This is a genomic window from Microcystis sp. M31BS1, assembly GCF_020245285.1.
In the GTDB taxonomy this organism is placed as follows: Bacteria; Cyanobacteriota; Cyanobacteriia; order Cyanobacteriales; family Microcystaceae; genus Microcystis; species Microcystis panniformis.
The window spans coordinates 1-15,384 of record NZ_JADBVE010000338.1 but is presented as its reverse complement, the minus strand read 5'-3'; the positions used below and the strand labels follow the sequence as shown (position 1 = coordinate 15,384).

Annotated in this window: 14 protein-coding genes; 4 read left to right on the top strand and 10 right to left on the bottom strand. The window is 41.6% G+C overall.

The window, feature by feature from the left end; genetic code table 11:
* Positions 1 to 197 precede the first annotated feature (197 nt).
* The 4 genes from IM509_RS19170 to murQ all read right to left on the bottom strand — a co-directional run bounded on the left by IM509_RS19170 (position 198) and on the right by murQ (position 3,903).
* Positions 198 to 776: an esterase/lipase family protein gene (locus tag IM509_RS19170; RefSeq protein ID WP_052275315.1), complete on the bottom strand. Its 579-nt coding sequence runs from the start codon at positions 774 to 776 to the stop codon at positions 198 to 200.
* Between the two features lie 109 nt (positions 777 to 885).
* Entirely contained in the window at positions 886 to 1,284 is a 399-nt protein-coding gene (locus IM509_RS19165) for a DUF4164 domain-containing protein (protein ID WP_052275316.1), read from the bottom strand.
* 180 nt (positions 1,285 to 1,464) lie between these two features.
* Entirely contained in the window at positions 1,465 to 2,955 is a 1,491-nt protein-coding gene (locus IM509_RS19160) for a site-2 protease family protein (protein WP_185237400.1), read from the bottom strand.
* A 27-nt stretch (positions 2,956 to 2,982) separates the two neighbouring features.
* Positions 2,983 to 3,903: an N-acetylmuramic acid 6-phosphate etherase gene (gene murQ / locus IM509_RS19155; protein WP_185237399.1), complete on the bottom strand. Its 921-nt coding sequence runs from the start codon at positions 3,901 to 3,903 to the stop codon at positions 2,983 to 2,985.
* Positions 3,904 to 4,098: 195 nt separating this feature from the next.
* Between murQ and rplU the strand changes: the two genes are divergently transcribed.
* The 3 genes from rplU (at position 4,099) to IM509_RS19140 (ending at position 5,872) form a co-directional block, all read left to right on the top strand.
* Positions 4,099 to 4,488, top strand: a complete 390-nt coding sequence (rplU, locus tag IM509_RS19150) for a 50S ribosomal protein L21 (RefSeq protein ID WP_004163216.1) — start codon at positions 4,099 to 4,101, stop codon at positions 4,486 to 4,488.
* Between the two features lie 34 nt (positions 4,489 to 4,522).
* On the top strand, positions 4,523 to 4,792 hold the full coding sequence (gene rpmA, locus IM509_RS19145; protein ID WP_002744094.1) for a 50S ribosomal protein L27: 270 nt from the start codon (positions 4,523 to 4,525) through the stop codon (positions 4,790 to 4,792).
* A 147-nt stretch (positions 4,793 to 4,939) separates the two neighbouring features.
* Complete coding sequence (locus IM509_RS19140; RefSeq protein WP_185237398.1) at positions 4,940 to 5,872, top strand: phytanoyl-CoA dioxygenase family protein; 933 nt, start codon at positions 4,940 to 4,942, stop codon at positions 5,870 to 5,872.
* Positions 5,873 to 6,085: 213 nt separating this feature from the next.
* Here the strand turns inward: IM509_RS19140 and IM509_RS19135 are convergent, their stop codons facing one another.
* From IM509_RS19135 to accA, 3 genes are all read right to left on the bottom strand, one after another.
* Positions 6,086 to 6,439, bottom strand: coding sequence for a HepT-like ribonuclease domain-containing protein (locus IM509_RS19135; RefSeq protein WP_061430529.1), 354 nt, complete (start codon positions 6,437 to 6,439; stop codon positions 6,086 to 6,088).
* Positions 6,429 to 6,719, bottom strand: a complete 291-nt coding sequence (locus IM509_RS19130; RefSeq protein WP_002736589.1) for a nucleotidyltransferase family protein — start codon at positions 6,717 to 6,719, stop codon at positions 6,429 to 6,431. Before IM509_RS19130 ends, IM509_RS19135 begins: the two co-directional genes overlap by 11 nt.
* Positions 6,720 to 6,849: 130 nt before the next feature.
* Complete coding sequence (gene accA / locus IM509_RS19125; protein ID WP_002760280.1) at positions 6,850 to 7,839, bottom strand: acetyl-CoA carboxylase carboxyl transferase subunit alpha; 990 nt, start codon at positions 7,837 to 7,839, stop codon at positions 6,850 to 6,852.
* A 398-nt stretch (positions 7,840 to 8,237) separates the two neighbouring features.
* On the opposite strand from accA, the gene IM509_RS19120 reads away from it, so the two are divergent.
* Positions 8,238 to 9,185, top strand: a complete 948-nt coding sequence (locus tag IM509_RS19120) for a fused MFS/spermidine synthase (RefSeq protein WP_072927443.1) — start codon at positions 8,238 to 8,240, stop codon at positions 9,183 to 9,185.
* Between the two features lie 195 nt (positions 9,186 to 9,380).
* On the opposite strand, the gene recJ is transcribed toward IM509_RS19120, so the two are convergent.
* The 3 genes from recJ to sbcC form a co-directional block, all read right to left on the bottom strand.
* Complete coding sequence (recJ, locus tag IM509_RS19115; RefSeq protein ID WP_185237397.1) at positions 9,381 to 11,663, bottom strand: single-stranded-DNA-specific exonuclease RecJ; 2,283 nt, start codon at positions 11,661 to 11,663, stop codon at positions 9,381 to 9,383.
* Positions 11,664 to 11,939: 276 nt separating this feature from the next.
* The gene (locus IM509_RS19110; RefSeq protein ID WP_002760275.1) at positions 11,940 to 12,194 is read right to left on the bottom strand and encodes a MoaD/ThiS family protein; all 255 of its coding nucleotides are present in this window, start codon (positions 12,192 to 12,194) and stop codon (positions 11,940 to 11,942) included.
* Between the two features lie 19 nt (positions 12,195 to 12,213).
* Positions 12,214 to 15,237 carry an exonuclease subunit SbcC gene (gene sbcC / locus IM509_RS19105; protein ID WP_185237396.1) on the bottom strand — a complete coding sequence of 1,008 codons (3,024 nt, stop codon included), beginning with the start codon at positions 15,235 to 15,237 and terminating at the stop codon, positions 12,214 to 12,216.
* Positions 15,238 to 15,384: the final 147 nt, after the last annotated feature.

Genomic DNA, 15,384 nt, shown 5'->3' with positions numbered 1-15,384 from the left:
GAGAGAATCGTCGTTCAAAACCTTGCGTCTTCATCGGCCCGCGTCCTGTAGGGGCGAAGCATTCGGACAATAACCTATCGGTGAAAAGGTAGATTTTCTATCCGAATGCTTCGCCCGTACTTATTCAGCAAACCCTAATTAACTTTTTTGTTGGTGATATTTTGACCTTGTTCTGGTATTGGAGAGAACCAGTATTTCTATTCTAATAAAGTCTCTTTAATTGTTGTTAAAACTTTACTATCTTTGACCATCCAAGCATGAAGCAATACGGGAATGGAAATTTCTTTGCCCACCGATAAACGGGAACTATGGGCAGGAAATATCATTAAATCGTAGGGAGTCCAGATAATTGTGGTTTTAATTTTATTTAAAATTTGTTGACAATCTTTATTTAAATCCTCTAGAAATTGACTCCCCGGCTGCATTTGTCTAATCCCATCTAAGGGTAAACTATACGCGGTTAAAGTGCCTCGATTCGGAGCAGAAATATTTAGGTAACGTTGCACTCTTGCCACTCCTCCCAATCTTTGCAGGTAGTAGCGGGTAATTAATCCTCCCATACTAAACCCAATCAGATCTACTTTCTGCTCTTTAGCAAAGTTTTTCTCGATATAATTCTCCACCTGACCGGCTAAAACTTCTAACTTTTTGTAACCATGATTGGGAATTAGATTAAAACTATGCACCTGCCAACCATGATAGTTTAAATACTCGCTCATCGGTTTAAAAACAGCAGTAGTGTCCAGAAAACCATGCACTAAAACGACAGGATTCATAGATGAGGGTTTATCCTTGAATTTCAGATCTATTCTAACGGATGATCGGGGTAATGAGCGAAAAATTTTTGGGAAGAGCCTATCTACTAGGTACGGCTACCGGCAACTTCTAAGGATTAGGGAAAAAACCAAAAAGTTTAGCGGCACCTCCTAAAATAGCGACCACCAATGCTATCAGAATCCCTCGATTGGTGAATTCCTGATAGGCAACCCTTGCAGTTAATCCATTGATTTTTTCGTCTAAAGCTTTAATATCTCCCTTGAGTTCGGCCTGTCCTATTTCTACTTTAGTTAACCGGTCTTCTACCTTGTCAAATCTCTCATCAATACGTTTTTCCAGAGAGTCGATTTTCTCATCAATACGTTTTTCCAGAGAGTCGATTTTCTCATCAATACGTTTTTCCAGAGAGTCGATTTTCTCATCAATACGTTTTTCCAGAGAGTCGATTTTCCCCTCAATCCTTGTCAGGACAGCTTCTAGGGAATAAGTGACAGTTTCGTTAGACATTTTGAGCAACTCCAAAAGTCAAATCTTTAGGGGTAAATGCTGGAGGCTATATTTTACGGAAAAATCAGGGGTCTATAGGCAGACACGGATTCCCATTATAAGAAAATTATAAGTCAAGAATTGAGTTTTTGTCAAGCTTTTTTTTGACGGCAATCAATGGCAAGAATTTCGGGGAAGTATTTAGCCACCGATGCCTAAACGTCCCGCTAAACTAGGGCTTAAAGGAATCAGAGTCGCTAACATTAAAAAGAGCAGTAATAAACCCCAACCAGCGCGGGTGTCATCGGGTTCGGTTAACTCGTTTAAATTAGGTCTTTCCAACTCTCTTTGTAAAAAAGCGACCAAAATTGTCCAATAGAGAGGAATGGGATTACTGGGATTAACTAAGGAAATAATGCCCAAAATAACCAAAGTGGCCACAGTGGTGCGGCGGGCAATTTTGCGACCATAAATAGCCTGAACAATTCTACCACCATCTAACTGTCCGGCGGGCAGTAAATTAAGGGCAGTAATCACCAATCCTAACCAACCGATAACAGTTAAAGGATGCACGGAGATAACAGCATTTTGTAACTCGTCGCCCAAAAATATCCGGGCTAAAGAACCCACTAAAATTGAACTTTGGAAAAAGTTACTAGGGATTTGAAAAAGGCTGGCCGAATTAGATAAAGTCAGTCCAACGATTAACAAGATTAAAGAAACCAAACCTCCCAAAGCAGGACCAGCGAAAGCTATATCAAATAGAACACTGCGGTTAGGTAATAAAGATTCAAAACGAGTAATCGCCCCAAAAGAACCAATCTGCCAAGTGGGAAGAAAATAGGGTAAACTGAGACGAACATTATGGCGTTTAGCGATAATTAGATGACCGATTTCGTGGGCAATTAATACCGACCATAAACCCAAACTCAGGGGAATTGCTTCTCGATATCTCTGCCAATTACCAAACAAATCAAAACCTAATAGAATTCCAGCTGCTTCTAAGCTAGTGACAAGGGTGGCGACTAACAAAACTAAAGAGAGATTTTTTTGAGCAAGAGTAGCAGGACTAGGATCATTAGTTTTGGGAAGGATAATTACCACCGGTTTTTCCTCGGTTCCTTCCACCAAAAATAAACGATACTTATCGCCAAAATGATTACTTAATTTCTGGGTTAAGCGCGAGTGAACTAGATCCGGTTCTCCCCGTAAATTGCCTTTAAAAATTGCCCCTTCCTGAAAAGAGATAGTTTCGGTGGCGAAAAAAGTATCTATCCCAAAAATACTCTGAATAACTTTTAAATCCTCTTCGGGAATTGGCATCAGATCCGGCACAATTTCTGTCACCGCTGCCTGGATTTCTAGAGGAGTAACGGACTGGCTGACTGCTGGGTTAACTTTCGGTTCAATTATCTGATTGGTTTTGAGTAAGCGTAAACGGTTGCCCAAATAAATATAGATAATGGTGGAAGCAACCAGTAAAAAGAGAATTACTGCTAGATTGAGATAAATTCCCGCCGCAAATAGCCCGAAAAAAATTAACCAAGGAGCAATTAGTACCAAGGATTGTAACCAAGGTAAAATTCCCAGTTGGCCGTAGGGTTTAGCTCGATAAAAACTCCAAGTCAAGATAGCACCAGCGAGGAGGAAAATAACAGCGACCGCAGCAATTTCCGAAGAAATATTAACCATAGGAAAGTCAAAATCAATAGGTTTTTATCAATCAATTTGATTATAAGCTTGCAGGGCGGCCCGTAATTGCCCTCGATGCTTTTGTAACAATTCTTGTCCTGCCGCCGCCGAAAGTCCCGTTTTCTGCATTAACAAAGCCAGTTTAACCCGGCGGCCACTTTTTTCCAGTAAAACAGCCGCTTCCTCGCGACTAACATCGGTAAGGTGGCAGATAATTCGCAGGGCGCGGTCATGGAGTTTATGATTAGTAACAGCCACATCGACCATCTGGTTGCCGTAAACCTTGCCTAACATTACCATTGTCCCTGTGGAAAGGATATTTAAAGCCATTTTCGTCACCGTTCCCGCTTTCAGACGGGTGGAGCCGGCCAGAAGTTCTGGTCCGGTCAATAAGCGGATATCCACATCCACCGCAATCTCCACCTGTTCGGCGGGGACACAACTAATAGCAATCGTCGTCGCACCCCGCTGTTTTGCCGCCTGTAAAGCCCCGTGAACGTAGGGAGTAGTACCCCCGGCGGTAATCCCCACTACCACGTCTAATTCGTGAATTTCTCGCTGGGCAATAATCGCCGCTCCATCTTCCGCTTTATCCTCCAAATCTTCGGAACTACGCACCAGCGCCGCCGCTCCACCGGCAATAATTCCCTGTACCAATTCCGGGGGAGTGCAGAAGGTGGGAGGACATTCGGCCGCGTCCAAAACCCCCAGCCGGCCACTGGTTCCTGCTCCAATGTAAAAGAGTCTGCCACCTTTAGCCAGAGCTTGACTGGTCAGGGAGATTGCTAGGGCCAATTCTTGCCGGGCCATGGCGATCGCTTTTAGGGTTTGGGCATCCTCGCGATTGAACAGATCCACCAATTCGAGCGGGTTTAATTGGTCTAAATTTAGGCTGTTTGGATTAATTTGTTCGGTTAACAGGTGTCCTCTGCTTTCCCACTGTTCCATAACGGTTTAATTGAGTTTTTCGTAAGATTATTTTTAGTATATAGCGAATCGGTGGGCTAAAAGCTTGACAATTGCCCCCTAGATATTAGATAATAGTAAATTGTGTCAATTCCTGCTCGGATCAGGTGAGGACATTAGCACAAAAGCTGGAATTTTTTTCAGCTACCTGTACGGCAAAACGAGCGCAGAAAATTCATGAGTTACGCAATTATTGAGACCGGTGGCAAACAGATTCGGGTAGAACCCGGTCGCTATTACGATATCGAACTTCTTCCCGTCGATGAACAAAGTACCCATACCATCGACAAAGTGCTATTAATCCATGATGAGGATGATATTAGCATCGGTCAACCCTTTATCGAAGGGGCCACCGTGGAAGGCACTGTCATGCAACATCGTCGGGGCAAAAAAGTTATTGTTTATAAAATGCGCCCGAAAAAGAAAACCCGTAAAAAACGCGGTCATCGTCAAGAAATTACCCGTTTTATGATTGATTCAATCAATTATAACGGTAAAACCCTAGTCGCCACTGCTGCTACCTCCAGCGCTGAAGTTGTGGAAGATAGTAGCGATGAAGAAGAATAACTTTTAGAATCAAAAAAGCATTTGGAGAGAAATTATGGCTCATAAGAAAGGTACGGGTAGTACCCGCAACGGACGCGATTCTCGTTCCCAGAGACTAGGCGTTAAGCGCTACGGTGGTCAAGTGGTAAAAGCGGGAAATATTCTCATCCGTCAACGGGGTACTAAAGTTCACCCAGGTAAAAATGTTGGTCGTGGTGGCGATGATACTTTATTCGCTTTAATTGATGGTGTGGTCAAATTTGAATACAAGGATAAAAGTCGCCGTCAAGTTAGCGTTTATCCCGCTGAAGTTAGCGCCAGTTAATCCCATCAACCCTGATTAATTTTTTCCCTGTAACCTCCTAACTCATCCTAGGGGGTTTTTTCAGATAATTTATATCTGTTGACAGGGTAGATCGATCGCTCATAGATTAAAATAGTCCGAAAGTAGCTCGGAAAAGATGGACTCACCATGATTCTTAAAATTGCCGATATCTTAAAAAATTTGCCCTGGTCTTTCAATTCTACTGCCGAATTACCCTGGTTAGAGCGATCGCAAGCCGAAAAATCCCTGCAAAAAGCTCGTCAACAACGGCGAATTTCCGAACGAGAATATCAACTCCTTGACCATTGGCGAGAATTGGGTTATTGTATTGTCAAAGATTTAATTCCCGCAACGGCGATCGATAATTTAGTAGCGGAATTAGCCGATTTATTTTTCCTAGAATCGGCTATCCCTGGATTAAGAATTGAAGGCATTCAAGCAGAAAATCTACCGGCGAGTTTGAGTCACGAGCAAGTTTTAGCCCTAGATATGGAGCAAAGAAAAGCCTTGGTTAATTCTATTTGGCGACTCCATGCCTTTCATGAGATTTCCCCCGCTGCTCGAGCAATTTTTGACAATCAAAATCTGAGAGCTTTAGTTAATTTAATTATTGGCAAATCCTGCGAACCGAGATATTCCATCAACTTCCTGCACGGTACAGAGCAGGGGCTGCACGAGGATATGGCAGTTTTTTATGTTCATCCGGCTAATCATTTAGTTGGTGTTTGGATTGCCTTGGAAGATATTTCCGCCGATGCTGGGCCGCTAATTTTTTATCCTAAATCTCATAAAAATATCAAAGTAACTGACTTTTTTCCAGACTATCCCGCCGTCAATCTTAAAAATATTACTGCCGAGCAAATTCCCCAATACCAAGATTATGTTAACCAGCGCGCTCAGAATTATGACTGTCAATCATTTACTGCTAAAAAAGGAGAGATTCTTCTCTGGCACGGAATGTTAATTCATGGTGGTGGGAAGATTAATAATACCCTGCTAACCCGTAAATCGATGGTCATTCATTTTATTGCCGAGGGTGGCGATTACAACGATCGGGCTTTGGGACCTTTTAATTGGTAAGATTAATTTACCACTAATAACTCGGAAATAATCGGACTAATACTAAATCCGTTTAGTATAGGCTACTTATGAGGAGAGGCAATAGGGGTAATAGATAATCCGTCTTTAATAACTGGATTTAGTATAACATCGGATTTTAACAGGTCAAAAGTCTTATTTTCAAAGGGTTTTACCATCATTCAGCCAGCCCTAAATATGAGAAATGCCCCGCAACTATTCTGGTTTTTTTTCCCTTGACAATACTTCTTGTAGTTGTGGTACTAAGGTCGGCAAATCTTCTCGAATTGTTGCCCAAATTCTACTTAAATTAACTTGAAAATATTCGTGAGTTGCAACATTTCTCATTCCTGCCATTAAACGCCAAGGAATCAGAGGATAGCGAGACTGAATTTCCTTCGGTACATTTCTAGTTGCTTCTCCGATAATAATAAAATCATAGAGAACCGCTTTGATATTTGTTTGATTCTTGGCAAATTCCTCAAACGTCATTGCCTTTGTTCGCTGTTCAATTTCACTGATAGATTCTAAAATGTCTTGAAGGCGAAGTCGCCAATCTCTAGAAGGCATTGATCAGATCCTCAAGCACAGGTTCCCGTAAATGTTCTCTTAAGGCATCCTGAGTTCCTAAATCCACAGAGCATCCCAGAATATCTTCTAAATAATACTGTACTTGCAGAAGTTGAAAAAAACCACCTTGTCGATCGAATTCTACTAACAAATCTACATCACTATCGGCATCAGCTTCATCCCTGGCCACTGAACCAAATAAAGACAAAGATTTCACCCCTAGTTTTTGTAACTGTTCTCGGTGTGCCTCTAGAATTGCCAGCACCTCGTCTCGTTTCATCTGGTGTGTCTTTGAACCTGCCATCAATATTATAGCTTTGTCGGTGCAACCCTTAAACTGAAGCTGAAATCTTCCAAATCTACAAAACAAACTAATCACTGAAAACTCACATCTGATCACTGATCGCTGATTAAGCTGTGGCTTCTAAAAATACGCCTAAATTGCGGAATTTTTGATAACGAGATTCGCGCCGTTGTTGGGGAGTTAACAAAGATAAAGCCTCTAAATTTTCACTAATAGCGGCTTTTAAATTGGCTGCCGCTCTAATCGGATCAGCATGGGCCCCTCTGGAGGGTTCAGGAACGATCTGATCGATAATATTTAACTCTTTTAAATCTTTTGAGGTAATTTTGAGGGCAACTGCTGCTTTATCGGATTTTTTGGCATCTTTCCAGAGAATGGCGGCACAAGCTTCGGGAGTCGCCACGGTATAGACAGAATGCTCTAACATTAATAGGCGATCGCCGACACCAATGCCCAAAGCGCCGCCCGAACCACCTTCGCCAATAACAGTACAAATGATCGGCACATCTAAACGGAACATCTCCCGGAGGTTATAGGCGATCGCTTCCCCTTGACCTAATTTTTCCGCTTCCACCCCCGCCCAGGCGCCGGGGGTATCAATAAAGGTTAAAATTGGCTGATTAAACTGATGGGCGTGTTCCATTAAACGCATGGCTTTACGATAACCCCCGGGGGCAGCCATGCCGAAATTTCTAGCCACATTATCCTTAGTATCCCGGCCTTTTTGATGCCCGATAATCACCACGGGACGACCGTTAAAACGGGCAACACCACCCACAAGAGCGGGATCGTCGTAACCACCGCGATCACCGTGTAACTCGAACCATTCATCGGTGATTGCTTGAATATAGTCTAGGGTACTGGGGCGCCGGGGATGACGGGCTAATTGTAGCCTTTGGGAAGGGGTGAGATTGCTAAAAATCTCACGACGTAATTGATTAGCTCGTTCGTCTAGTTGACTAATTTGTTCCGAGACATCTACGCTATTTTCTTGGGCTAATTCTTTAATCTGTTCGATGCGGGATTCTAATTCGTAGAGGGGTTTCTCAAAATCTAGGAGAAAAATCTTTTTCTCGGTAGTCTCGTTTTTAGTCATAGGTTAGTGGCTAGAAGTTTACTTGGAGCTAAGTAGGTAAGCGTTAAAAATTATCAAATACCCCCCTTGTCAAGGGGGGATTAAGGGAGGATTAAGGGGGGATCGGCACCCCCCTTATCAAGGGAGATCCCCCCGCCTATCGGCACCCCCCTTATCAAGGGAGATCCCCCCGCCTATCGGCACCCCCCTTATCAAGGGGGGCAGGGGGGATCAGAGGCAAAATCTATCTTCAATTTAATTATAACTACTTACTTAATCTTTTCTAGCTTAACGTTTTTCAGCGATCGATTATCGGAAGTTTCGGGATTACCCGGAGATAATTTCAGGTTATCGATCAAATTTTGTCAATTGTCGTATAATAGTAGATCGTGCCTTTTTCACCCCAAGGAGGATTAGTTATGGCAGGAAGTGAACTAAAAGCGGATCTATGGGTTAACGAATATATTACCCCCTGGGACATTTATAGTCATGGGGTTTCCAGGATTTTAGCCTACAAAAAAACCGCTTTTCAGGAGATGTATATTGTTGAATCGGGGGCCTATGGAAAAGCCTTGGTACTGGATGGGAAATGGCAATCTTGTACGGGGGATGAATTTATTTATCATGAAGCATTAGTGCAACCGGCAATGATTGCCCACCAAGAAGCCAAAACTGCTTTAATTCTCGGAGGTGGTGAAGGTGCGACAACCCGGGAGTTATTGCGTTGGAAAACAATCGAAAAAGTGATGATGATCGATATCGATGGGGATGTGGTGGCAGCTTGCAAGGAACATCTTCCCGAAATGCACCAAGGCACTTTTGATGATCCTCGTTTTCAGTTAGTTGTGGCCGATGCTTTAGAAGTTTTAGACACCACTAACGATAAATGGGATATTATTATCTCGGATCTGGTGGATCCCATCGGAGAGGGTCCGTCTTTTCCCCTATTCACGAAAGAATACTTTGAAAAACTACAAAGAGTTTTGGCCGAAAATGGCATTGTTGTTGTCCAATCTGGCCCGGTTTCTCCTCCTTCGGTGATGTATCATGCGCGTTTGGTGAATACTTTAAAAGCAGTTTTTCCCTACGTTCATTCCTATTGCGCTCCCACTCCTAGTTATGGTTCTCCTTGGGGTTTTACTCTCTGTGCTAATCATCCTTTAAATACTCGTCCCGATCCCGAGGTGGTGGATGAATTAATCAGCGATACAACTACGGGAGGATTACGTTTAATTGATGGCATGAGTTTACTAGGAATGTTACAAACTCCTCTCTATATTCGTCAAGCTATCGCACAAAATACGGAAGTTTATACCCTGGCAAAACCTCCGAAATTCTTCGGTCAAGGAGTAATCAGTAATCAGTAATCAGTTATCAGTTATCAGTAATCAGTTATCAGTAATCAGTAATCAGTTATCAGTAATCAGTTATCAGTTATCAGTAATCAGTTATCAGTAATCAGTTATCAGTTATCAGTTATCAGTAATCAGTAATCAGTTATCAGTTATCAGTTATCAGTAATCAGTTATCAGTTATCAGTTATCAGTAAATAAGAGTTATAATTAAAAATCGATCGAGTCTTCGTGATTAAGAATTGTTTGCAGTATTTCTAGGGGAACAGTAGCAAAGTATTGCTGGAGAAAGTTTTCTAGGGCCACCGCTTCTAGAAATTGCTCAATCTTATTAATTTTTGCCTCATGATTGACTAATTCAAAGGATAAATTTTCTTGATTTTTCTTGACTTTAAAGCCATTTTCTGCTAGGGAAATTAATCCTAATTCTAGGGTATGATAGCTGAGGTTTAAGCGGTTTTGTAATTGTTGACGGGAAATACTGGTTTTAGTTCTAGCTAAATATTTCCCGATCCCGACAAGGTTTATCCATGGGGTGTGAGCGGATTTTTTCAAAGGACTAGCATAGGCAAGAACTAACTTTTTATCCCGTAAAATTGCCTGTTGATATTCCCTAGAAAGTTTTGTCCAATCCCGGGGACATTCCCAGAGAAAAAGGGGATTTAATTGGCTAACTTCTTGACTAATTTCTCGATGGCGATTGTCGATTAAAAAATCTTTTTTATTGCTATAGATTAGGGATTCTTGTTGATAGGGATGCAAGGCAATTAAGCGCACTTCATAGCGATTTTTGGAGGTATTAAAATCTAATTCGACTACTGCATCATAACGGGTATCGGCAGCAATTTCATCTTTGTGATGACCCCACCACATACCCGGGAAACCCTGCTCGATTGAACTATCCCAGATATCAAAAGTTGTCCGGAGATAAGCGATTTTTTTGCCCTTGAAATCCTCAAGATTTTTATGCCAAAGATTTTGAAAATAACAATTTTGAATTAATAGCTTCGGTGTCGGATTACCCATCCCGCAGGGTTCCAGTAATTTTAATTCTCGAAATAGACTTTTTCCCAATTGGGAAACCGTCACCACCGCATCCACTTCTATCTGGGAAGAAAGGGAAGTTAAATCAATTCCTGTGCGTCGCAACTGTTGATTAATTCCCTCAATAAATAGGGGTAAATTTTCTAGAGCTAAACTTAAACCTGCGGCCAAAGGATGACCACCAAAACGATGTAAAAGATGGGATTGAGAGGATACTAATTGATAAAGATCGATCTCGCGAATTGACCGAGCGGAACCCTTAGCAAAAGGTGGTTCACTGGTACTTAATAAAATTGTCGGTCGCTGGTATTCTTGGGCAATTTGTCCCGCAACTAATCCTAAAATTCCCGCCGGCCATTGGGGATCATCTAAAATAATTACATTAGTGGTGGAAAGATCAATTCTCTCTAGTTTTTTCTGAACTTGTTTCATAATATCCCGTTGGATTTCTTGGCGACGAATATTGGCTAATTCCGCTTGTTCAGCTAATTCGTGACAACGCTTTTCATCTTCACTGGTGAGTAATTCCACACAAAATCTAGCATCGCCATAAATGCGACTGACGGCATTAATTCGCGGTCCAATACCGAAGGATATATCCATCGGTCTATCTCCGGTTTTGTTACATAAATCGAGTAATTTTTTAACTCCTAAACGCTGAGTATTTTGGAGCTTTTGCATACCTTTTTGGGCTAAATAACGACATTCTCCCGTCAATTTGACTAAATCGGCAATTAAACCAATCGCAACTAAATCCAGTAAATTTTCTAGGGGTTTTCTGGGAATATCTGCAAGGGTTAAATACATCGCTTCCACTAATTTATAAGCAACGGCAACCCCAGAAAGATGATAGAAAGGATGGGTTTCCACAAAATAGCGGGGATTAATCAGGGCAATCACCTCGGGGCGCTCGTCGGGTAGGGTATGATGATCGGTGATGATAATATCGATTCCTAGACTGTTTGCATAGTCAATTTCAGCGATATTCGTGCTTCCCGTGTCACAGGTGACGATTAAACGGGTTCCTTGATGCGCTAGTTTCTCGATACCGGGACAATTGAGGCCGTGGGATTCTTTTTGGCGATCGGGTATGTAATAATCTAACTGTTGATAGGGTGGAAAAAACTGCCCCAATCCTTCCCAAAGGACACTGGTAGCGGTGACACCATCGGCATCAAAATCACCCCAAATAGTCACTTTTTCGCCTTTATTTAGGGCTTTTTCCAGTCTTTTGACGGCGAAGTTCATTTCTTGCCCAAAATCAAAGGGAGTTTTTGACTGATAAGCTTTCTCATCCAGAAACGTCCGCAGAGTCGCCCCATCTTGGACACCGCGATGCCATAATATTTGTGCCACGACGCTGCCATCCGACTCTGGGGTGTAGTCTTGGACTATTTTTAAAAACTCTTGGGGAAGCTCTACCGATGGGGGAATTTGCCAGTTAGACACGGGATATCAGGGAAAAAGTAAAAAAGGTGGCAGTTTTTGTGATTTTCCCTATCTCCATTTAGGGCTTGCTGAATAAATGTGAAATGTAGGCAAGGTAAGGGTTTTGTGGCTTTACGAGCGAAACAGGTGCAAGATTTTGAGAGAATCGTGCTTCAAAACCTTGCGTCTTCATCAGCCCGCGTCCTGTAGGGGCGAAGCATTCGGACAATAACCTATCGGTGAAACCGTAGATTTTCTATCCGAATGCTTCGCCCGTACTTTTTCAGCAAACCCCATTTAGCCACCACTAACGGGGGGAATTAAAACTATCTCATCGCCATTTTCGAGGATTTTCTCTCCCGAAACAAACTGAAGATTAACTCCAAAACGAGTAACGTCGCGCCATCTTTCTAATTGGGGATAGGGGGCTATAATATAGTTTAACACTGCTGCTGCGGAAGTGTGGGCAGGAAATTCGAGGTTTAATTGTGAAGTTTGATAGACTTCTTGATAAATAGCAAATAGTTTTACTGTGATCGTAATCTTTTCCATCTTTACATCAATATTTTTTCTAGGATAATAACATTAATTGAGAACCCTGTTCGGTTTTGCGGACTTCGATGCGATGTTGAAAAGCTTCTTTAAATTGGGGCATATGAGTTACCGTCAAAATACAGGCAAAATCGGCGGATATAGCGTTAATTGCCGCAATTAAGCGCTCGCATCCTTCCGCATCCTGAGTTCCGAATCCTTCGTCAACAATGAGCATTTGTAAGGCTGTTCCGGCTCTTTGTGCCAATAATCTCGCTAAAGCTAATCGAATCGAGAAATTAATCCGAAAAGCTTCCCCTCCTGAATAGGTTTCGTAGGGACGAGAGCCGCGGGTATCACCAATAATAATATCTAAAGTATCGATTAACTTTTGTCGCTGTTTCTTCGTACCTTTACCGCTTTTTTGGGTTAAAAACTGCACATGAAATTGATTACCGGTTAAGCGAGCTAAGATATGATTAGTTTGTGCTTCCAACTCTGGTAAAACATTCTCAATCATCAGAGTTTGTAAACCATTTTTGCCAAAAGCTATGGCTAACTCTCTATAAACTGTATATTGTTTTTTAACTTTAGCTAAATCGCTTTCTTTTTCTATCAGTTGTTTACCTAAAGTTTCCAGTTGATGTAACTTCTCCTCAACCCGACCTTTTTGGGAGAGCAATCCATCAATTATCTGTCTTCGCTGTTGAATATTAGTCGATAACACGGCTATTTCTTGGCGATAGTCAGTCAAAGTACCAATCTTTTGACTAATATTTGCTAACTCCTGATTCAGCTTCTGGCGATCCTCATTTCGCAGCTGTAATCTTTGCTCAATGTCAGCAATTTTAGCAGCTATTTCTGGATAATTTTTTTCTGCTTGTTGCCAATCTTGATACTGTAATCTTACTCCCTGTAATTGTCGGATCAGATTTTGAATATTCTGATGTTCACTGCGATCATAATTTAAGTTTTGAATAAACTTTTCTAAGCGTTCAATTTCCTGTTTAAGTGGGGAATTTTGACCTAGTTCTCGTTTCTCCTGTTCTAGTCTAGCTAGTTGATTAATTAAATTAGGTTTCTCGGCATTGATATTAGCTAAACGACGGTTTGCTTGCTTAAGTTCTGATTCTTGAATTTCTGCCCAACGCCATCTTTTTTCTTCTCCTCTGACTAAAGCATGACTTTGTTCATCATAGTTTAATAGGGCGATTTCTTGATTGACAATTTGCAATTCTTGCTGTAATTCTAGGGCATAATTGCCACTGCTTAAAAGTGCTTCTAACTGGACAAGTATCTCCTCGGTTTTCTCTAGTTCTATTTCCTTTTCTTCAATAGTTTCTAACTTGACTTCCAACTGCACATATTTTTGTTGTAGATTCGATCTTACTGGCAATTCTTGTTTAATTTGGGCTAATTCCTCCCGTAAACGTTTTAAATCTCGATCGCAGTCTGCCATCCCTTCCTGTAGGGACCAGATTTGCTCTTGAATTTGTTCTTGATGTTGATGGGTTTTCCTGATTACCTGATGACGGTGATGACTGTCTAAATTCTGTTCACACAAAGGACAAACCGAATCGGGAATATTTAATTTTTCCAATTTATCAGTTAACTCTAAAAGTTGTTCTTCATATCTTTTCTGCTGCTCCAATAAACTTTTTTTATCCACCTGTTTGAGGGTTTCCTTTTCTTCCACTCGTTCACAATAGGTTTGTTTTTTATCTAGTTCCTTAATTCGTTTGGCTAAATTGAGAGCTTCCTCTCTTAGCAGAGGAATCCGAGCGATTTCTGTCTCTAATTGTTGCCGATTTCTTTGCAGTTGTTCTCGACGAGCATTAATCCTGGCTTTTTCCCGTTCCAACTGCATATTTAGATCAGCTTTTCGGCTATTTAAAGGAGCATATTTTAAAGCTAATCTATCCAATTCCTGAAGACGTTGACGATGATAATTTAATTTCTCTAATCCTGCTTGAATATCCCCCCCTTGCTCGATAATTTTCTGAGTTTCTTGTTCCTGTCTTTCCAATTCTTCTAAACGAGCGCTCGTTTGTTGGATGGGAAGGGTAAATTCGTTAATTTTTTGCTGTAATTTCTGTTCTAATTGTTGTTTATCATACTGGGCCTGTTGCCAAGCTTGTAATTGACTTGACAAACTGGCCTCTTTCTGGTCTAAATTGATTAGGCGCTCGTGGGCCGTAATGATTTCATTTTTGCGATGAAGAATAGTCCTAATTTGATTTAATTGATTGTCTAGACTAACTTTTTCCCGGTCTAATCTCTCGATTTCTGCTAATAAAGCTCGCTCCTGTTCTCTTTGCCACTGCAGCTGTTTTTCCCAATTCTGACGCTGATTTTCTTCCCCCTGTAGTTGCTGTAAACGCCGATTATTTACCTCTTGTGCTTGATTAATTTGGTCAATTTGGGTGCTTAACTCTTGCAGCTGTTGCTGATAAGAATTTTTCTCCTGAAGACGGAGTTTGATAGTTTCTACTTGCTGCTCGATCTGGAGGTACTGTCCATCAAATTGTTTCGATATATCCTTGGCTTTATTTGCTAAAATTTCATAGCGATCGAGTTGTAATAATTCTGCTAAAATCTGTTTACGACCACTGGGAGGCTGTTTCATAAACTCGTCCGCTTGTCCCTGTCGTAAATAAGCAGAATTAATGAAAGTTTTATGGTCTATTTTTAGATAAGTATTAATCTGTGCTTGGGTATCTTTAATACTTTTACCCGATAAAGGACGAAAACTTTGATCATTAATCACCTGAAAATCTAAACCAGAAGCTTTCCCCCCCCGGTGACGACTACGGATAATTTTATAGATTTCTCCCCCATAACTAAACTCGAAATCTACCCGCGCATAATCGCTGCCCGCATGAATCACATCATCACCAATCGAGACGCGACTTTCCCCCCAAATTGCCCAAGTAATTGCTTCGAGTAAAGAGGATTTTCCTGCACCATTGGCACCACAAATACAGGCAGTATGTAATCCGCGAAAATCTAGCACTGCCTCGCGATAACTGAGAAAATTTTTTAGGGTTAATTGTAGGGGAATCATAAGCTGGGGAAGTGGGGAAGTGGGGAAGTGGGGAAGTGGGGAAGTGGGGAAGTGGGGAAGTGGGGAAGTGGGGGAGTGGGGAGATTTTTCAGTTATCAGTAAGCAGTAATCAGTGGGGAAGTGGGGAAGTGGGGAAGTGGGGAAGTT